General features: G+C 69.6%; 16 protein-coding genes. 13 read left to right on the plus strand and 3 right to left on the minus strand.

The window, feature by feature from the left end:
- Positions 1-12 precede the first annotated feature (12 nt).
- The 3 genes from CKO40_RS10315 to CKO40_RS10325 all read right to left on the minus strand — a co-directional run bounded on the left by CKO40_RS10315 (position 13) and on the right by CKO40_RS10325 (position 2035).
- A complete protein-coding gene (locus CKO40_RS10315) occupies positions 13-963 on the minus strand; it encodes an ankyrin repeat domain-containing protein (RefSeq protein ID WP_242476955.1) in 951 nt (316 codons plus the stop codon).
- Positions 956-1528 carry a NapC/NirT family cytochrome c gene (locus CKO40_RS10320; protein ID WP_200346125.1) on the minus strand — a complete coding sequence of 191 codons (573 nt, stop codon included), beginning with the start codon at positions 1526-1528 and terminating at the stop codon, positions 956-958. The genes CKO40_RS10315 and CKO40_RS10320 overlap by 8 nt, the downstream gene beginning before the upstream one ends.
- Before the next feature lie 264 nt (positions 1529-1792).
- Positions 1793-2035: a DUF2934 domain-containing protein gene (locus CKO40_RS10325; RefSeq protein ID WP_200346126.1), complete on the minus strand. Its 243-nt coding sequence runs from the start codon at positions 2033-2035 to the stop codon at positions 1793-1795.
- Positions 2036-2234: 199 nt separating this feature from the next.
- On the opposite strand from CKO40_RS10325, the gene CKO40_RS10330 reads away from it, so the two are divergent.
- The 13 genes from CKO40_RS10330 (at position 2235) to pglW (ending at position 19696) form a co-directional block, all read left to right on the plus strand.
- Positions 2235-2939, plus strand: coding sequence for a DUF2760 domain-containing protein (locus CKO40_RS10330; RefSeq protein ID WP_242476956.1), 705 nt, complete (start codon positions 2235-2237; stop codon positions 2937-2939).
- Positions 2936-4804, plus strand: coding sequence for an Hsp70 family protein (locus tag CKO40_RS10335; protein ID WP_200346127.1), 1869 nt, complete (start codon positions 2936-2938; stop codon positions 4802-4804). The genes CKO40_RS10330 and CKO40_RS10335 overlap by 4 nt, the downstream gene beginning before the upstream one ends.
- Before the next feature lie 168 nt (positions 4805-4972).
- Complete coding sequence (locus tag CKO40_RS10340) at positions 4973-5893, plus strand: NAD(P)-dependent oxidoreductase (RefSeq protein WP_200346128.1); 921 nt, start codon at positions 4973-4975, stop codon at positions 5891-5893.
- Positions 5894-5950: 57 nt separating this feature from the next.
- Positions 5951-6331 carry a hypothetical protein gene (locus CKO40_RS10345; RefSeq protein WP_200346129.1) on the plus strand — a complete coding sequence of 127 codons (381 nt, stop codon included), beginning with the start codon at positions 5951-5953 and terminating at the stop codon, positions 6329-6331.
- Between the two features lie 4 nt (positions 6332-6335).
- A complete protein-coding gene (locus CKO40_RS10350; RefSeq protein WP_200346130.1) occupies positions 6336-7166 on the plus strand; it encodes a hypothetical protein in 831 nt (276 codons plus the stop codon).
- A complete protein-coding gene (locus tag CKO40_RS10355) occupies positions 7166-8995 on the plus strand; it encodes a V-type ATPase 116kDa subunit family protein (protein WP_200346131.1) in 1830 nt (609 codons plus the stop codon). Before CKO40_RS10350 ends, CKO40_RS10355 begins: the two co-directional genes overlap by 1 nt.
- Positions 8992-9348: an ATP synthase subunit C gene (locus tag CKO40_RS10360; protein WP_200346132.1), complete on the plus strand. Its 357-nt coding sequence runs from the start codon at positions 8992-8994 to the stop codon at positions 9346-9348. Before CKO40_RS10355 ends, CKO40_RS10360 begins: the two co-directional genes overlap by 4 nt.
- A gap of 9 nt (positions 9349-9357) precedes the next feature.
- Positions 9358-9663, plus strand: a complete 306-nt coding sequence (locus tag CKO40_RS10365; RefSeq protein WP_200346133.1) for a hypothetical protein — start codon at positions 9358-9360, stop codon at positions 9661-9663.
- Positions 9660-10319, plus strand: a complete 660-nt coding sequence (locus tag CKO40_RS10370; protein WP_200346134.1) for a hypothetical protein — start codon at positions 9660-9662, stop codon at positions 10317-10319. Before CKO40_RS10365 ends, CKO40_RS10370 begins: the two co-directional genes overlap by 4 nt.
- Positions 10316-12220 (plus strand): V-type ATP synthase subunit A, encoded by a 1905-nt coding sequence (locus CKO40_RS10375; protein ID WP_200346135.1) that lies wholly within the window; start codon positions 10316-10318, stop codon positions 12218-12220. Before CKO40_RS10370 ends, CKO40_RS10375 begins: the two co-directional genes overlap by 4 nt.
- Positions 12221-12262: 42 nt before the next feature.
- Positions 12263-14116, plus strand: a complete 1854-nt coding sequence (locus CKO40_RS24310; RefSeq protein ID WP_242476957.1) for a V-type ATP synthase subunit B — start codon at positions 12263-12265, stop codon at positions 14114-14116.
- A 10-nt stretch (positions 14117-14126) separates the two neighbouring features.
- The gene (locus tag CKO40_RS10390) at positions 14127-14933 is read left to right on the plus strand and encodes a V-type ATP synthase subunit D (protein WP_200346136.1); all 807 of its coding nucleotides are present in this window, start codon (positions 14127-14129) and stop codon (positions 14931-14933) included.
- Between the two features lie 425 nt (positions 14934-15358).
- Positions 15359-19696 (plus strand): BREX system serine/threonine kinase PglW, encoded by a 4338-nt coding sequence (gene pglW / locus CKO40_RS10395; protein WP_200346137.1) that lies wholly within the window; start codon positions 15359-15361, stop codon positions 19694-19696.
- The last annotated feature ends 91 nt before the right edge of the window (positions 19697-19787 follow it).

Consider the following 19787-nt stretch of genomic DNA (forward strand, 5'->3'; position numbering starts at 1 on the left):
GCGCGCCGGAGGCTACGGCGGCCCCATGGATTCAATGGCCTCCAGATTGCCGCTGCGGCGTGCTAGGTCGGCGGCCGAGAGGCCCTCATTGTCCTGCAGTGTCGGGTCCGCGCCGTGCTCGAGGAGCGCGTTGACGATCTCGACATGACCCTGGCTTGCGGCCCACATCAGCGCTGTGTCGCCGAGCTCATCCCGTGCATCGACCTTTGCGCCGAGTGCGAGCAGGGTCTCAACGACCTGCTTCTGGCCCTGGTCGGCGGCAATGATCAGCGCTGTCGCGCCTTCCTCATCGCGGCCATCGATGTCAGCGCCGTGCTTTGCCAGCAGTTCGACCACCTCGGCGTGCCCCTTCGCTGCAGCCTGCATCAGCGCCGTGCGTCCATGCTTGTCAGCCGCCTTGGGGTCGGCACCACGGTAGAGGAGCTGCTCGACGATCTCGGTCAGGCCATAGCGGGCACTGATCATCAGGGCATCCCAGCCGGCGCGGGTGCGGTCATGGACGTGCGCGCCGCGCTCGATGAGCATCGCAGTAATGCCGTAGTGGCCATTCTCAGCGGCGAAGGTCAGCGCTGTGCAGCCGGCAACGGTGCGGGCATTGACATCGGCCCCGCGTGCGAGCAGCGCTGAAACCGTGTCGAGATTGCCGCCTTCCACTGCCGTCATCAGCGCCGTCTTGCCGAATTCACTGGCCGAGTTGATGTTTGCGCCTTGGTCGAGCAGCGCGTCGACGGTCTCGGTGTCACCAATCATCGCAGCGAGTCGCATCTCGCGGTCGAGCTCGGCGTCGCCGGCCATCACCGCTGCAGCGGTCGTCATCATCGCAGCGAACAAGGCCCGGCGAATCTTCGGGATGGTCACCATCTCGGTCGTCCTCCGCTGTCGATCCGCGTCAGGCTGGATGGATGCCAGGGGACGCGGTACCTGGTGGCGATCCGTCGAGACCGAGGACTTGGACTCACTCATCGTCCGGCTCATAGGGCTCATAGTGAACGAGACCCTTGTGGCAGTCGATGCAGGTCTTGCCCCGCTCCTCGGCACTGGCGTGACGGCTGCGCGCGGAGCGGCCTTGCTCGGAGAGGTCCATGTTCGAGAATTCATGGCAGCTGCGACATTCCCTTGAATCGTTGCGCTCCATCCGCGCCCAGACCCGTGAGGCCATGTCCCAGCGGTGCGCTTCGAACTTCTCGGGCGTGTCGATCGTGCCGGCGATCTCGTGGTAGACGTCCTTCATCGCGACGACCTTGGCGATCATCTTTGGGATGAAGGGTTTGGGTACATGACAGTCCGCGCAGGTGGCCTGGACGCCGGACTGGTTCTTGTAGTGCAGGCTCTCCTTGTACTCTTCATACGGGATCTGAAGCGAGTGGCAGGAGACGCAGAAATCCATCTCATTGGTGTAAGCGAGGCCCGTGGAAAAGAGCCCGGCGAACAGGATTCCTGCGATAAAGATGACGCTGACGAGCACGACTCCCAAGCGGCGACCGCGCTTTGGGGTTCTCGCCGCGCCTTGCCCATTCGGGGTCGGCATTGGCACCCTCTCGGCTTATGGTAATCATGGGTTCCGAGCATCGGCCGCGACTCGTGTCGACCCAGCTGTGCTCGTTCCCCTCGGGACGGGCCTGAGTCCAGACCCGTTCCGCTTATCGGTTGTTTTTCACGCCGCCGATACTACGGGATCGCAATGACAATTGCCAAGTCGGTGCAGTGTTACTTGACGGTTGCGCTAGGGTATCGCTGCCGGATGACGCGGCCCCGGCCGGGCGCGGTTGAAGGGGGCGTCTGTTCGGGGGGCTCAGCCTTGATCGCTCCGCTGCGATGTCCCGTTCCAGAGCCGCAGCGCGTTGCGCAGTCCGGCACGCTCGAACTGCGCGCGCGAGATCCCTTGCCGGCGGATCGCGTCGAGCAGGCGGTCGATCTGCCTTTCGGCGGTGAGCCAGTCGTCGGTGGCACCATCTGGCGTGAAGCCGCGCTGCTCGGCGAGGAAGTAGGCAGCGACTGCGATCATCTCGCTGCGCTCCTCGGGGCTCACGATCATCGGGACATGATCTTCTCTGGGAGCAATCATCGGTTCTGTTCAAGGGAGCCCAAAACGACACCGGGATGGATAGCGAACCGATTATGCCAGCCTGGGGTGGCAGATCGGCGTGTCGCGGATGATGCGAATCAACCGGACGCGGTAACATGGAAGGCTGTGGCAGCACCATGCCCTATTGCCTGAGGAGAGGACCGTTCAGATGACCGATGAGAAGCCGTCGCTGTTTGAGCGATTGCAGCCCCTGATGCAACGATTGCAGCCCCTGATGCAGGAGGCCAAGCGCCTTTCCATCCGAGGCTTGAAACTCGCGCGCCACTGGCTGGGGATCGCTGCGCGCGAGACCTGGATCGTACTGAAGAGGCTGCCGATCGCGTCGTACAGCTTCTTTTGGGCGATGGTGAGCCCTGAGTACGCGCAGCGCCTAACGGACCTCTATATCGACGGCGCATCGACCCTGACCAATAAGGCGTCGCGGCAACGGGCGGTGGAGGCCCCTCGGCCACCGCAGGCGGTGCTGCAGGAATCGGGGCCGGATTCGGCGTTGGTGCTGCTGTCGTTGCTGCAGAAGGAGGGCCGCTTCCTAGACTTCCTTCAGGAAGAGGTCTCAGGGTATTCGGACCATGAGGTCGGCGCTGCGGCGCGGGTCGTGCACGACGGCTGCCGCCGTGTCCTCGATGATCATCTCAGCATTGCGCCGGTGCGTGATGAGGCGGAGGGGAGTCAGGTGACGCTGCAGAAGGGCTTCGATCCCTCGGCCGAGCGCCCAACCGGTCATGTCATCGGCGAGCCTCCGTTCACCGGATCGCTCGTGCATCGGGGCTGGCGTGCGCTGGACGTCCGCCTGCCCCAGGTCGCGAGCAGTCGCGACGTTCGGATTCTCGCACCAGCGGAGGTAGAGCTGTGAGCGCTGCGCGTTATGCCATCGGGATCGATCTGGGGACCACCCATTCGGCCTTGTCCTATGTCGAGATCGCAAAATGCGAAGGCGAGGAGGTCGACCAACGCATCCTGGCGATCCCGCAGCTGACCGCCGCAGGCTCGGTCGAGGAGCGGCCGCTGCTGCCGTCGTTCATCTACCTGCCGCACCCGGATGAGCACACACCGGGCGATCTAACCCTGCCTTGGGGCGGTGATCCGAACCGGGTCATCGGCGAACATGCGCGGCGTCAGGGCGTGACCACGCCGATCCGCCTGGTCGCCAGCGCCAAGAGCTGGCTCTGCCATCCGGATGTGGATCGCAAGGCCGCGATCCTTCCGCCCGAGGTGCCGAGCGACGTCCAGCAGCTCTCGCCATTCGAGGCCAGTGTGCTCTATCTGAGTCACCTGCGCGAGGCCTGGAACGGTGCCCATCCCTATGATCCGCTCGACGGGCAGGATGTCACCGTCACGGTGCCGGCCTCATTCGATCCGGCCGCGCGCGAACTGACGGCCGAGGCCGCGAAGGCGGTCGGCATCGACAACCTGGTGCTTCTGGAGGAGCCGCAGGCGGCGCTCTACAGTTGGGTCAACGACAGCGTCGGACGCTGGCGCCATGATGTGAAGGTGGGCGACATCATCCTGGTGGTCGATGTCGGCGGCGGCACCAGTGACTTCTCGCTGATCGCGGTGACCGAGCAGGACGGCGCGCTGGAGCTGACTCGGGTTGCGGTCGGCGAGCACATCCTGCTCGGCGGCGACAACATGGACCTGACCCTGGCCCATGTCGTCAAGCAGAAGCTCAAGAAGAACGGTGTCGAGCTCGACCGCTGGCAGCTGCAGGCGCTCACCCACGGCTGCCGCCAGGCCAAGGAGGCGCTTCTGGCCGATGCCGAGCGCGAGGCCTATCCGATCGTGGTCCCGAGCCGCGGCGCCAAGCTGATCGGTGGCTCGATCCGCACCGAGCTCACCCGCGATGAGGTGACCGATACCCTTATCGAGGGCTTCTTCCCCGAGGTCTCGGTCGACGAGCGCCCGGCCCAGCGCGCCCGCGGCGCCCTGACCAAGGTGGGGCTGCCCTTCGCGCAGGACCCAGCCGTGACCCGCCATCTGGCGGCCTTCCTCGGCAAGCAGGCTGGTGCGACCGAGGATCTCGAGGGCTTTGTCGAGCATGCGCACTGGGCGAGCTTCCTGCACCCGACCGCGGTGCTGTTCAACGGCGGCGTCTTCAATGCCGAGGTGCTGCGCGACCGGGTGCTGCACGTGCTGAACCAATGGCTCGCGGCCGAGGACGCGCCGGCGGCGCGGTTGCTTGAGGCACATGACATGGACCTGGCCGTCGCGCGGGGTGCGGCGTTCTATTCGTATGCCCGCAATCACGGCGGTGTGCGCATCCGCGGCGGCACCTCGCACTCCTACTATGTCGGCATCGAGCGCAGCATGCCCGCGATCCCGGGCATGGAGCCGGAGCTGCATGCCCTCTGCGTCGTTCCATTCGGGCTCGAGGAGGGCAGCGAGCCGGTGATGCCGCCGCAGGAGTTCGGGCTCGTGGTCGGCGAGCCGGTACGCTTCCGTTTCTTCGGCTCCAGCGTTCGGCGCGAGGATCAGGTCGGCGATCTGCTCGAGGAATGGTCCGAGGACGAGCTCGAGGAGCTCGAAGAGATCCAGACCAGCCTGCCGGCGGACAAGCTCAAGCGTAGCGAGGTCGTCCCGGTGCGCCTGCAGGCGGCGGTGTCGGAGGTCGGCACCTTGGAGCTGACCGCGATCCCGACCCAGGGCAAGGCGGTCGGGGAGACCAGCGATTGGAAGGTGTCGTTCAATACGCGCGGCGGCAGTAACGCCGACGCCGAGTGAGGCGATTGCCTCAGCACGCCCAAGGCCCGCGAGTTGCGTCTCAGCAGACGGCGTAGGCGCTTGTCTGTCAATAACTTGAACACGATTTGCCAGCCGGTCGGGTCGTTTTGCTCGCTCGCGAGCGATGCCTGATTCAGTTTCTTCGCGGACAACCCCTAAGGAGTTTTGATGACGCTATCCGTCGGTTTCATTGGTCTCGGTATCATGGGGCGGCCGATGGCACTCAATCTGCGGCGGGCCGGTCATGCGTTGGCGGTCTGGGCGCGGCGTCCGGAGGCGACGGCGGCATTGACCGAGGCCGGGGCCGAGGTCTGCGCCTCGCCGGCCGCGGTGGCCGCCCGCAGCGAGGTCTGCTTCACGATGGTCGCGGATACCGAGGACGTCGAGCAGGTGCTCCTCGGCACTGGGGACTCGGGGATGGAGCCGGTCATCGCCGGTGCCCAGCCGGGCAGTGTCGTGGTCGACATGAGCACGATCGCGCCGTCGGCCGCAAGGCGCATCGCCGAGCGCCTCGCCTCCGCCGGGATCGAGATGCTCGATGCGCCGGTCTCGGGCGGCGAGCAGGGCGCGATCGACGGCACCCTGTCGATCATGGTCGGCGGTCCGGCTTCGACCTTCGCGCGGGTGCAGCCGCTGTTCGAGCGGATGGGCCGCCACATCGTCCATGTCGGCGACCAGGGCGCCGGCCAGGTCTGCAAGGCCTGCAATCAGGTGCTCGTCGGCCACACCATCGCCGGGGTCGCCGAGGCGTTGCTCTTGGCCGAGGCCTCGGGGGTGGACGGGGCCAAGGTGCGTGAGGCGCTGCTCGGCGGTTTTGCCAACAGCCGCATCCTCGAGGTCCATGGAAAACGGATGCTGGACGGCGATTTCGCCCCCGGCTTCAAGGCCAGGCTGCATCAGAAGGACCTGCGCATCGTGCTCGAGGCGGCCAACGAGCTCGGCCTGGCGCTGCCGGGAGCGGCGCAGGTGCAGCAGGGGCTGAACGCGCTGGTCGGCCAGGGCGATGGCGAGCTCGATTCGGCCGCCCTGTATCAGGTGCTGAAGCGGCTGAACGGCGGCGACTCGACACATCCCGACCGTGATCCCTGATCGTTTTACTGGTGGTCTACACTTCATTGGGTAAGAGGGGAAATGCGGTAACGGGACATGACGCAACGACAATCCAGTGATGACGCCGAGCGTGTCGATGCGGCCTTCAATCGGGTGCTGAAGGCGGAGGCCGAGGCGCAGCGCGCGTTGGAGGATTGTCGCAAGCGGGCCGCCGAGCAGATTGCAGCGGCGGAACAGGAGGCGCGGGCGATCCAGAGTCGGGCGGAACGGCGTATCGCAGCGGCCCATCGGATCGCCGATCAGGGGATCGAACGCGCGCTCGATTCGCTGGCGCAGCATGCGAGCGCGCGCCCTGAGCCGGACATGCCGCCGCGCGCCCGGATCGATGCGCTCGTCGCAGCGCTCGCCGCCGAGCTCACGGACGGGGACCCGGACGGGAACCTGGACGCTCACCCGGATGGGAACTGGGGCGAGTAGCGCGATGAGACTCGCCTCCCGGCAGCGGCGGTTCGCATTCGCGCAGGCGCGTATCCAGGCTCGCTATGGCGAGCTACCGGATGCGGCCGACTGGCGCCGGCTCGCCGGTACGCGCGGGTTCGGTGCTTGGCTCGAGGAGGCGCGCAACGGCCCGTTCCGGGACTGGATCAAGGGGCTTTCAGCCGCGAGCCGGGCGCAGGAGATCGAAGCGGTGCTGCGCAATCGGCTGCTCTTGGAGATCGAGGCGGTCGCCGACTTCGTGCCCGCTCCCTGGGCAGATGCGGTGCGCTGGACCGGATGGCTGCCGTTGCTGGGATTGCTGGAGCACCTGCGTGCTGGCTGTCCCGCGCCAGCCTGGGCCTTGACGCTTGCGCCGATGCAGTCGCTGCTCGATGACGCGGGCACGCTGCTGCCCGATCGGGTCCAGCGCTCGGAGCTCGCTCCGCTGTTGGAGACCGATGCAGAGGGCTCGTTGGGCCAGCACTGGATCGCCACCTGGCGGCAACGCTGGCCAGCGACGACTGCGGCGGTACGCGCCGACCGAGCCGCGGTCGAGCAGCGTGTCCAGGGCCATCTGAGCCGCTTTCGTCACAGCACGACGGAGGCGGCCTGGAACGCCCGGCAGCAACTGCGCGAGCAGCTGCGGCTCGACTTTCACGGCCTTGGTCTGTCTCCGGTGGCGCCGTTCGTCTACCTCCTGTTGTTGGCGCTCGACCTGGAACGGGTCCGCGGCGCCTTGCTTGACCGGGCGCTCTTCGTCGAGCCTGCTTCTGCGCCTACTGCGCCTACTGCGCCTACTGCGCCTACTGCCCCTGCTGCGCTGGAGGCGGCCTGATGCTGCGGCCGGTCGCCACGCGCTGGTTCGAGGTGCTGTGTCCGCGCCGCGAGGCGGTGCGGACGCTCGCCGAGCTGGCACGGACCGGCGCGGTCGAGCTGGAGCTGCGGCGGCCGGAGGCGGGCGAGCGGCTGCTGGCGGAGATCACCTCTGGCCTGGATCGCTACCAGGGCCTGGCGCGACGCTATCAGCGCTATTGGCAGCGCGGCCGGCTGCGTCACGGCCCCTTGCTGGAGGCCCCGGCGCAGGTGATGGAACGGGCGCTGGCACGCATCGCGGCCTGGCGTCGCGAGGCCGATCCGCTGATCGATCAGCTCCAAGCCAGTGAAGAGGAGCTGACCGGTCTGCGCTGGCTCGCGCAGATCATCGAGCAGTTGCGCACCAGCACCCTCGACTTTGCGGGCTTGACCGCGGCCGGGCCGTTCCTCGGCAGCTTCTGCACGATCCTGCCGAAGCACACCCGGCTCGATCTGCCGCTGCCGATGTTGGCGCGCAGCGTGCCCTGGCATCAGGAGGATTGCTGGGTCCTGCTCGGGCCTCGACGGCGTCTCGAGGGCGCGATGGCACAGGTCAAGGCGCAGCATGGGCGCATCCTGATCCGCCCGGATTGGCTCAAGGGCGATGCAGCGACCGCATTGACCCTGATCCAAGCCCGTCGCGCCGAGCTCTCGGAGCGCATCGTCGAGCATGATGCAGCGCTCGATACGCTGTTCGACGCGTATGCGCTGGGCGACTGCCTCGGCGACCTGCTGTGGCTGGACTGGTTCAGCCGCCAGGTCGGTGGGCTCGAGCCCGCCAGTGCAAACCTCTCCTGGATCACCGGCTGGACCGACGATCTCGACGGGCAGCGGATCAGCGCGGCCCTGGATCAGGCCGGAACCCGGGCGCTGCTGCGTCTCACGCGGCCGCCGCCGGGTGCAAGGCCGCCGCAGATCCTGCGCAATCCGGGCTGGCTGCAACCGTTCGAGCTGTTCGCCCGGGCACTCGGCGTGCCGGGTGCGGACGAGGCCGATCCGACGCCGCTCTTGGCGCTGGTGGTGCCGCTGCTGTTCGGCTACATGTTCGGCGATGTCGGCCAGGGACTGGTGCTGATGGGCCTCGGGCTCTGGCTGATGCGCCGCCACCTGCTCGCGCGCCTGCTCGTGCTCTGCGGCGCCTCGGCGACCGTCTTCGGCCTGTTGTTCGGCAGCCTGTTCGGCATCGAGGGGCTGATCCCGGCGCTCTGGCTGCATCCGCTCGCGCATCCGCTGACCGTGCTCCTGGTGCCGCTGGTGTTCGCGGTGGGGCTGTTGTCGGTCGGTCAGCTGCTCGCCGGCTTCGGGGCGCTGCAGGCGGGGCGCCTGGGCCAGTGGCTCGCGGTCGATGCCGGCCTGCTGCTGCTCTATCTGGGCCTGGCCGGGATGCTCGCCTGGCCGGAGGCGGGGCTGGGCTGGATCGCGCTGCTCGGGCTGGGCTGGTACCTCGGCGGTGCCTATTGGCTGGCCCAGCGGCTGCTCGGGGCGCTGGCGGCGGTCGGGCATCTGGCCGAGAGCGCGCTGCAACTGCTCACCAATACCCTGTCGTTCGCGCGCGTCGGCGCCTTCGCGCTGGCCCACGCGGCCTTGTCGGTGGCCGTGGTCACCATGGCCGAGGCCGCGCCCGGCTGGGCCGCGCTGCTGATCCTGCTGCTCGGCAACCTGGTCATCGTTTTGCTCGAAGGGCTGGTGGTCTCGATCCAGACCACGCGGCTGGTGCTGTTCGAGTTCTTCAATCGCTTTCTTCAGGGCACGGGGCGCGTCTTCCGGCCGCTGCCGGCGCCGCCAGCCCTGGTATCCGGAGGTGCCTCATGAACAAGTCCGTTCTCGTCGCGGCAAGCCTTTTCGTCAGCGCCCTGCTGGTGGCCGGGCTGGCAAGTGTGATCCTCTGGCAGCCGCACGCCTTCGCCGAGACCGAGATGGTCGCGGTCACCGAGCGCATCATCGATCCCAGTGTGCAGAAATGGGGCTTCTTTGCAGCGGCGCTCGCGACTACGATCGGCGCCTTGGGCGCGGCCTATGCGGTGGCGACGGTCGGCGCCGCATCGGTCGGGGCCTTGGCCGAGAAGCCGGAGATCTTCGGCCGGGTCGTGATCCTGGTCGGTCTGGCCGAGGGGGTGGCCATCTACGGCCTCATCATCTCGGTGCTGATCCTGAACAAACTCTGAGCCGGACGCATGGCGAGCCACTGCGTCTTCATCGGCGACGCGATCGGCGCCGCGGCCTGGCGGCTGGCCGGCGCGGACTGCCGCACGCCGGCGCTGAATGCGGTTCCGGCCCTGCTGCGGAGGTTGCAGCATGCGCCGCGACCGGACCTGATCCTGATCAGCGCCGACTATGCGGCGGCCGTGCCGACCGCGCAGCTCGATGCGCTGCTCGCCGCCCAGGCGCCGCGCTGTCTGGTGATCGCCGATGTGAGGGGCCAGCGTGAGCCGGCCGATCAGACCGCGGCCCTGAAGCGGCAGCTGGGGCTGGCGGAATGAACCTCGACGCGCGCGAGCGGGCGTTGCTGAAGCTGGTGCAGGACGAGCGCGAGCGGGCCTGCCGCGCGCTCCTGAGCGAGGCCTCCCAACGGGCGCAGGCAATCCGGCAGACGGCCTATCGACGCGAGCGCGCCGCGCTGCATCAGCGCATCGTCGCCGAGCGCGCCCGGGCCGAGGAGCTGGTGCGCGCGGCCGCCGCGCAGCGGGCAACGGCCGAGCGCCGGCTCGCCGAGCAGACCGATGCCCAACTGCTGGCCGCAGCCTGGCCGCAGCTGCGCGCGCAGTTGCAGGAACGCTGGGCGCAGGCGCCGACCCGCCGGCTCTGGGTGCAGCGTGCATTGGAGCAGGCGCGCCATCGGCTGCCGCCGCGCGCCTGGAGCATCCGCTATGCCGCGGGCTGGACCGGAGACGAGCAGGAAGCCGCCCTGTCCGCGCTCGACCCGACCTCGCTGCGTGAGCCCGCGCCGAGACCCGATCCGGCGCTGAGACCGGAGCCGGATCGGCGCCTTGATGAGGGGCTCACCGCCGGACTGGTGGTGACCGCCGACCAGGCGGTGCTGGATATGAGTCTGGAGGGACTGCTCCGGGATCGGGCCTGGATCGAGGCCCGGCTGTTGGCGCTGGCCAAGCATAAGAGCACGAGGTCGCCGCGATGAGCGCGCGCGCGATCGCGACCTGGCTCAGCGGCCCGGTGCTGCGCGCCGCGCCCGAGGGCGCCTTCGTGCTGCGCGAGGCGGTGCTCGTCGGGGAGCAGCGCCTGTTGGGCGAGGTCATCCGGGTCGCGCGCGACGAGATCACGATCCAGGTCTACGAAGACACCTCGGGGCTAAGGCTGGGTGAGGTGGTGCAGGGGACCGAACGGCTGCTCTCGGTGCGCCTGGGCCCCGGTATCCTCGGTGGGATCTTCGACGGCCTGCTGCGGCCGATCGCGTTCGACCCGAATGATCCCGAGACCGCCTGGGTCCAGCCGGGACTGCATCAGCGGGCGCCGGGCCGATTCCATTTTCGGCCCTCGGTCGCGGTCGGCGACAGGCTCGCGCCCGGCGCCGTCCTCGGTGAGGTCGCACCGGAGGCTGAGCCAGGCCCCGAGCGAGACCTTGCCGAGCGGGGCCCTGCCGGGTCCGGCCCTGCCGACGAGGCAGAGGCCGCGCCCAGGCTGCGGCAACGGTGCCTCTTGCCGCCGGACGCCCAGCCCGGCGAGCTGATCGCACTCGCCGCGGCCGGCGATGTCCTCGAGGATGCCCCGATCGGGCGGATGCGGGCCGCCGACGGCAGTGAGTATGCGATCAGGCTCGCGCATCCCTGGCCGGTGCGCCTGCCGCGCCCGGTCGCGAAGCGGCTGCCGGCCGACGAGCCGATGCTGACCGGTCAGCGCATCCTCGATTGCCTGTTCCCGATCGCCCGCGGCGGCACGGCGTCGATCCCGGGCGGCTTCGGCACCGGCAAGACGGTGCTGCTCGAGACCATCGCCAAGTGGTGCGATGCCGATGTGATCGTCTACGTCGGCTGCGGTGAGCGCGGCAACGAGCTGGCCGGGCTGCTGGCCGAGTTCTTGGAGCTGGAGGACCCGCGCAGCGGCCGGCCGTTGCTGGAGCGTACGGTGGTGATCGCCAACACCTCGAACATGCCGGTCGCGGCGCGCGAGGCGAGTATCTACACCGGCATCACGGTCGCCGAGTACTTCCGCGACCAGGGCCTGGACGTGGCGCTGATGGCGGACTCGACCAGCCGCTGGGCCGAGGCCTTGCGCGAGGTCTCCGGGCGGCTTGGTGAGCTCCCGGGCGAGGGCGGCTATCCGGCCTATCTGTCGAGCCGCCTGGCCGATTTCTATGAGCGGGCGGCGCGGGTCGAGACCCTGGCCGGCGCGCAGGGCTCGGTCAGCGTGATGGGGGCGGTGAGCCCGCCCTCGGGCGACTTCTCGGAGCCGGTGACCAACCACACCCGCCGCTATGTCGGCGGTCTTTGGGCGCTCGATGTGCGCCGGGCGCAGTCGCGCTTCTATCCGGCGATCGATCCGCTGAGCTCCTACAGCAACAGCGTCCAGGACCTGGCCCGCTGGTGGCATCGCGAGGGCTGCACCCGCTGGGAGGCCTTGCGGCGGCGGTTCCTGACCCTGTTGGAGGCGGAGGCGCGCCTCGAACGGATGGCCCGCATCATCGGCCGCGACGCGATGCCGGCGCCGCAGCGGGTCACGCTGCTCGCTGCGCAACTGGTCAACGAGGCCTTCCTGCGCCAGTCCGCGTTCTCGGCGATCGACCGCTTCGCCTCACCGCAGCGCCAAGCGGTGATGATGCGTCTGATCGGGCGCTTCATCGAGGAGGCCGAGGGGCTCCTCGAGCGCGGTGTCGCGCCCGAGCACTTGGCGGGCGCGCCGGTGTTCCGCGCCTTGATCCGGATGGGCGAGGAGATCGGCGAGGGCGACTGGGAGCGCTTCTCGGCGCTGGATCGGGAACTGACGGCGACCGCGCATCGGCTCGTCGAGGAGGTCGAAGCCGTGCAGGCCGAGCAGAGCGAGCAGACCGAGGGGGATGCGAATGCCGGACAGGGCGCGGCCTGAGGTGGCGCGCGGGCGACGGCGCTGGGCGCAGGAGAAACGGCGATGTATGCGCGGCTGAGCGGCGAGGATATCGCAACCCGGATCGACGGCCCGCTGCTGTTCCTGCAGCGCAGCGTCGATGTCGGGCTCAACGAGGCGGTCGAGGTCGAGGATCGAACCGGGCGGGTGCGGCTCGGGCGCATCGCCGCGCTGGATCAGGACTCGGTGACCGTCGAGATGCTGGACGCGACCGCGGGCCTTGGCATTGCTGGCGCGCGGGTGCGCTTCTTCGGCGAGCCGCTGCGCTTCCATGTCGGGCCGGGCCTGCTCGGGCGCGTCTTCAACGGTGTCGGCCGGCCGCTCGACGGCGGGCCGCCGGTCGCGGCGCAGCAGGCGTTTCGGGTCGATGGCCTGCCGCTCAAGCCCTCCGCCCGGCAGGCCCCGAGCGAGTTCCTGGAGACCGGCGTCACGGTCATCGATCTGATGAATTCGCTCGTACGCGGCCAGAAGCTGCCGCTATTCGCCGGCGGCGGCCTCCCGCATGACCGGATCGCTGTCGATATCGCCTGCAATGCGCGCCTGCCGGGCGCCCAGCGCGAGCGACGCGGCGCCGAGTATCGCGCATCGCAGGAGGGTGAACACGGGTCCGGGCAGGCGGGTAGACATCGGGCCCGCCATGGGGCCGGGCAGCGGCGAGGACATGGGGCGAGCAATGGCGTTGGGGAGGGGGCCGGCGCTGAGCAGGGGCCCGGCGCCGAGACCGGGTATCGAGCCGCACAGGGGGCGGCGCATGGCGCAGGGCACGGGACCGAACGGGGCGACGACGAGTTCGCGATCGTCTTCGCCGGCATCGGCATCCCGCACGGCAGCGCCGAGTTCTTCCGCAGCCGCCTGGAGCAGAGCGGGGCGCTGGCGCGCACGGTGCTGTTCCTGAATCTGGCCTCGGACCCGAGCGCTCAGCGCCTGCTGACGCCGCGCTTCGCGCTGACCGCCGCCGAATATCTGGCGTTCACGGAAGGCAAGCATGTGCTGGTGATCCTGACCGATCTCACCAACTACTGCGAGGCGTTGCGCGAGGTCTCGGCGAGCCGCGGCGAGGTGCCCAGCCGCAAGGGCTATCCCGGCTACATGTACTCGGACCTGGCGACCCTCTACGAGCGCGCCGGGCGCATCCGCGGGCGGCCGGGCTCGGTGACGCAGCTGCCGATCCTGACCATGCCCAACGACGATATCACGCACCCGATCCCGGACCTGACCGGCTACATCACCGAGGGTCAGCTGGTGCTCGATCGCGCTTTGCACCGCCGCGACCTCTATCCGCCGATCAAGGTCCTGCCGAGCCTGTCGCGGCTGATGAAGGACGGCACCGGCGCCGGCCTGACCGACCCCGATCATCCGGCCCTGGCCGCCCAGCTCTATGCCGCCTATGCCCAGGCGCAGCAGACCCGGATGCTCGCGAGCGTGGTCGGTGAGGACGGGCTGACCGAGCAGGATCGGCGTTACCTCGCCTTCGGCGAGCGCTTCGAGACCGAGGTCGTCGCTCAGACCGGCCGCCGCACCCTGGCGCAGAGCATGGAGGCCGGCTGGCGGGCGCTGCGCGGCCTGCCGCAGCATGCGCTGACCCGTCTCTCCAACCAGCAGATCGAGATCCATCTCGCGGTGGCTGACGCCGCAGATAACGCTGACACGTCCGATGATGCTGACACGTCCGATAATGCTGAGGCAGCGGCTGTCAATGCGGCCCAAGACGTCGATCAGGGCTCGGATGCGGACTCCGACGCGGGCACCGATGCGGATTCCAACGCCGGCTCGGATGCGACCTCTGGCGCGGGCTCGGATTTGGGCTCCAAAGTCGGTTCCGGTGTGGGCTTGGAGGCGGGCCCGAAACGAGGCGCGACGGCGAAGCCGTCCGCCTGAGGGCATGGTCATGAACGATCGCGAGCTGGTGCCGACCCAGAGCGCCTTCTTGGAGCTGAAGGCCGAACGCGCCGGAATGCAGGAAGGCTATCGCTTCCTCGACGAGAAGCGGCTGATCCTCGCGGCCGAGATCCTGGCCAACCTCAAGACCTACGAAGCCCTGTTGCGGGACTGGCGGGCGCTCGAGCAGCGGGCGCGCGCGTCATTCCGCGCGGCGATCGGCCGCCACGGGCTGGAAGGCCTGACGGTCTATCCGCCACTCCAGGCCGATTGCCGGTTACATTGCGCGAGCCGCTCGGTGCTCGGCGTGCGGATCGAGGAGCCGCACGAGACGAAGAGGGAAGGGTCGAGCAGGGCGGAGCCAGAACCGAGCGGGCCAGAACTGAGCAGGCCAGAATCGAGCAGGCCAGAACCGAGCAGAGCAGGGTCGAATAAGGCAGGGCCGAATGGGGCGCAGCCCCAAACGGCTTTCGATGAGGCCGACGAAGAATCAGCGGAATCGATTGCGGCGGGCGATGCGCCGACCGGAAAAACCGATCCGGCCCCGGCCGTCTTCAGCAGTGTCTTCCAGAGCCCGGAGGCCGATGCCTGCCGAGCGGTCTTCGCCGAGCTGATGCCGATCGCGACCCGTCTCGCGGTCCTGACCGGGAACCTGGAGCGGCTGCGCGGCGAGTATCTGCGCACCGCCCGCCGCGCGCGAGCGCTCGAGAACCTGCTGCTGCCGGAGCTCGATGCGCAGCTAAGCCTGATCGAGAATGCACTGGAAGAGCAGGAACGCGAGGAAGCGGTGCGCGTTCGCTGCATCGGTCGGCCTTAAACCTAGTGCAAGACAGTGGAAATCCCGAGACCGATTGTTGCTGCCCGCACTGGTCATGAGGTAGGAGCCCGCTGGTCGTGAGGTAGGTGCCTGCTGGTCGTGAGGTAGGAGCCCGCTTGCGGGCGATCTTCGCCGCTGCGCGCGCGGCGTGGTCGCCTGCAAGCGCCCACAGCGCTGCGAGCTGAGGCGATTTCTGTCAAAGCTTATACCGCCTTGCTGGTCTTTTCGCTCGCCTTCTTCGTCGCGCCGCCGGTCACATAGCCCGGCTATGCTCCCGGCGACGCTCCTCGAAGGCAAACGAAAATCCTGTGACCGCTTCGCAAAGCATGCAGGCCTTTGCAGCGATTGCGACTCTGGCGCTCACCGAAACGCGCCTACAGGTGACGGCAGCCCGACTGCGGTTTCTTGGTTGAACAATCGAACCGATGGACAAGCTCTGGAAGCAGATCACCCCCTCCGACTACGCCTGGGAACACGAGGCCCTGGACTTCCTGCGGCACAAGCTGCCGGACCATGAGCCCTACCGGGTCTGGGCCAACTTCGAGTTCATCGCCCAGGACGGCTCGATCAACGAGGTCGACGCCCTGGTCGTGACCCCCAAGGGCGTCCACCTGGTCGAGATCAAGTCCCATCCCGGCGCGATCAGCGGCGATGCCGGCAGCTGGGTCTGGAGCTTCGAAGGCCGCCGCCGCGTCTTCGACAACCCGCGCCTGCTCGCCGAGCGCAAGGCGAAGAAGCTGGCGTCGCTGCTCAGGAGCCAACGCGCGGCCCTGGCCAAGCGCGGTCAGGCGCGCATCCCGTTCATCACCGCGCTGGTGTTCCTGTCCGCGCCCGAGGTCGTCAACCGGCTCCAAGGGCCGGCCCGGCTGCAGGTCTGTACGCGCAAGAACCTGATCGACACCCTGACCCGGCTCGCTGGCAACGGCCGCGACCGGACCGTCGATCGCCCCACCTCCAAGCTCGTCGCCCGCGCGCTCGAGGAGGCCGGCATCAAGGAATCGCTGCGGGCGCGGCGGGTCGGGCTCTACGAGCTCGGCGAGCTGCTCGACGAGGCCGACCACTTCCAGGATTGGCTCGCGACCCATTCGGAGACCGGGCTGCAGCGCCGCATCCGCATCTATCTGACCCGCGGCAAGCCCGAGGCCGAGGCGCAGACCCTGCACAAGGCGGCGCGACTGGAGTTCCGGCTGCTCGAGGGACTGGAGCATCCCGGCATCCTGCGCGCCCGCGAGTACCAACAGCACGACCAGGGGCCGGCCCTCGTCTACGAGCACGACCCGGCCGCCGAGCGGCTCGATCATCATCTGCTTGGACTCGGGCTCGGACTCGACCGCGAGCGGCGGCTGGAGCCCCTCGCGGCCCTGACCCTGATGCGCCGTCTCGCCGAGGCGGTGCAGTACGCCCACGCCCACCGGCTCTACCATCGCGCGCTGAGCCCGCAAAGCGTCTATGTCCGGCCCGAGCCCGACGGCAGTCTGAGCGCGAAGATCGGCAACTGGGCCACCGCACAGCGCGCGGCCGAGCGCGAGCGCGTCCAGCAGACGGCGCTCAGCCACCTGAGCCAGGTGCTCCAGGAAGAGGCGGGCCCCTATCTCGCGCTCGAGGCCCATTCATCGATGGCCGCGGCCAGCGCCGACACCGATGGCATCTATCTGGACGTCTTCTCGCTCGGCGCCATCGCCTATCTCTTGTTTACCGGCAAGCCGCCGGCCGGCAACGACCTGGAGCTCCAGGACAAGCTCAGCCGCGGCGCCGGACTGCAGGTCACCGATGTGCTCAACGGTGCCTCCCGACCGCTGCAGGACCTGGTCCAGTACGCCACCCATCCGGACCTCGGTGCCCGCATCGGCTCCGCCGCCGAATTCCTGGAGTTCCTCGACAAGGTCGAGGACGAGCTGACCCGGCCCGACAGCGAGCGGCGCGCGGACCCGGCCGGTGCTGGCCCCGGCGACACCTTCCCCGGCGGCATCGCGGTCAAGCGGCGTCTCGGCCGCGGTGCGAGCGCGGTCACCTTCGTGGTCACCCACCAGGGCGAGCAGCGCGTGCTCAAGCTCGCCGCCGATCCGGCGCACAACCCGAGCCTGCGCCAGGAGGGCGAGACCCTCGCCAAGCTCCGGCACCAGGCCGTGATCCCGCTGCACCAGTGCTGCGAGCTGCTCGGCCATCAGGCGTTGATCATCGACCACGCGGCCGAAGGCTCGCTGGAGCGCCGCCTGCGCCATGAGGGCGCCTTTCAGCTCGAGCTCCTGCAACGCCTCGGCGATGACCTGTTGGGCGCCCTCTGCCATCTCGAAGAGCGCGGCATCGCCCACCGCGACATCAAGCCCGGCAACCTCGGCCTGACCATGCAGGGCAATCGCCTGCACCTGGTGCTGTTCGACTTCTCGCTGTCCCAGGTCGGCGCCGACAACATCACCGCCGGCACCGCCGCCTACCTCGACCCCTTCATCCGCGATCCGGGCCGCCGGCGCTGGGATGACTACGCCGAGCGCTTCGCCGCCGCGCTGACCCTCTACGAGATGGCCACCGGCACGCTGCCGGCCTGGGCCGCGCAGGAGGGCATGCCGCCGCTCATCGACGGCGCGCTCGAGATCGATCCGGTTGTCTTCGATCCCGGCATCCGCGACGCCATGGCCGCGTTCTTCGCCAAGGCCCTGGCCCGGGATGTCAAGCACCGCTTCGGCAACGCCGAGGACATGCGCCTTGCCTGGAACCGGGTCTTCGTGCCCGCACAGTCGCAGACGAGCCGGCATCCCACGGCCGGGGAGATGCAGCCGTCTGCGCCCGAATGCCCGGTCGCCGAGGCGCAGCCCGACACCCAGATCGGCCTGCTGCCGCTGTCGACGCCGGCGCTGGACACGCTGAGCCGGCTCAATGTCAACAGCGTGCGCGAATTGCTCGCATTGCCCCGCAACGAGCTGGTGCGCATGACCGGCGTCGGCACCCAGACCCGCCGCGAGCTCTCGCAGCTGATCGCCCAGCTGCGCGACCGGCTCGGGCAGGGGCCCGCTGCGCCGCCGGCGGCGCCCGCCGAGGGCGATGGCGTCGACGCCGGCGCCGGCGGCCATCCGGCCAGCATCGATCAGCTCGTCAGGATGATCCTGCCTCAGTGGGCAAGTCAGCCGGGGTCAAATCAGCCGATGGCGGGTCAGCCGGGCCGGGCGGGCGATGTCGAGCGCCGCCGCTTCCTCGCCGCCTACCTGGGCCGGCTCGACAGCGAGCACCAGGGACCGGACCAGGACCTGCACTGGCCGACGCCGGTGACCCTCGCTGCCGCGCTCGGGCTCGACGCCGAGCGCGCCCGCGCGCTGCAATCCCGCGCCGTCGCCCTCTGGGCCAAGAACAAATCGATCACCGCGCTGCGCCATGAGCTCGCCGCGCTGCTCGACGAGCACGGCGGCGTCATGACCGCGCTCGAGCTGGCCGAAGCGGTGCTGCTGCGCCGCGGCTCGGTGCAGGGGTCGCCGCTGCGCGAGCGCTGGGCGCGGGCGGTGGTGCGCGCCGCGGTCGAGACCGAGCTGGCGCGCGCCGAGCCGCGCTGGATCATCCGCCGGGCCGGCCGCCGCATCCTGGTGGCCGACAACAGCGACCTGCGCGGTGAGGAGCGGGCCGACTATGCGCAGGCCCTCGGCGAGCTGGCCGACCAGTGCGCCGAGCCGGCGGCGGGTGGCGCGCCGCTGCTGTCCCCAGTGCGGACCCTGGAGATGATCCGCGCGGTGCCGGCCCCGCTCGCTGATGCGCGCGCCCTGGCCCGGTTCAGCAACCACCGGCTGCTGCGCCTCGCCGCGGCCGCCTCCCAACAGGCCGCGTTGTCCAGCCGCGCCGAGCTGTACCCGCGCGGCCTCGGCGCCGAGCGCGCCATCGAGCTGGCCCAGGGGGCGCTGCTCGGCGCCCGCGCCCTGAGCGTCGCCGAGGTGCACAATCGCGTCCACGGGCGCTACCCGGAGGCGCAGCCGCTGCCTGGTCGGCCGCAGCTCGACGCACTGATGCGCGGGCTCGATCTCGGGTTCGAGTGGAACAGCGGCTTCACCTTGCCCGACGGCAGCCGCGGCGCCTACTGCCTGCCGCGCGCCGGCCTCACCGCTGCCAGCAGCCTGTACGATTCGAGCCGCTTCGGCAGCGGACTGCCCGCCGCATCCGCCGGGCTGGAATCCGCCGCTGGGGACGCGGCGCTCGCCGCCGAGCAGCGCCAGCAGGCCTTCGACGACCGGGTGCGCACCGCCCTCGACGAGCACCGCTTCCTGGCGCTGAGTGTGCGCCCCGCCGACGCCCAGCGCGCGGCGCAACGGCTGCAGGCGCGCTTCGGCCTCGTCGCCATCAGCTTCGACGCGCTGCTCCTGCGCCAGCTGCGCCGGCTCTGCGACGGCATGGCCCGGCCGCCGGACTGGCAGGTCGTGCTCCGGGCCGATGCGGCCGCACCCGGCAGCATCGACTGGTCCCGCCTGCAGGGATTGGTGCAGCGCGTGCTGCCGGAGCTGACCGCCGCGCTCCTCGGCCCTGACGGCGCAGCCGGCGCGCCGGTGCTGCTCACCGACACCGGCCTCATCGGCCGCTACGGCCTGGTCGACAGCTGGCTCGCCGAGCTGCGCCGGCGCCTCGCCGAGGGCGAGGTCGGCCACGCGCTGCTGCTCTTGATCGCGAGCGACGGCACCGGCCCCGGCGCCCGCATCGAGGGCGTCAGCGTGCCGGACGGCCCCGGCCGCCGCGAGCACGCGGCCATCCCGAGCCAATGGCTGCAGGCGGCCGCCGATGGGCGCCGGTAGCGACGGCCGGGACATGCCATCCGGTGGTCCGAAGACTGAGAGGCAGATCCGGCGCCGACTTGACGAGCTCGGCGCGACAGGATGACATCGC

The sequence above is a fragment of the Halochromatium glycolicum genome (assembly GCF_016584085.1).
GTDB classification, from domain to species: Bacteria; Pseudomonadota; Gammaproteobacteria; order Chromatiales; family Chromatiaceae; genus Lamprobacter; species Lamprobacter glycolicus.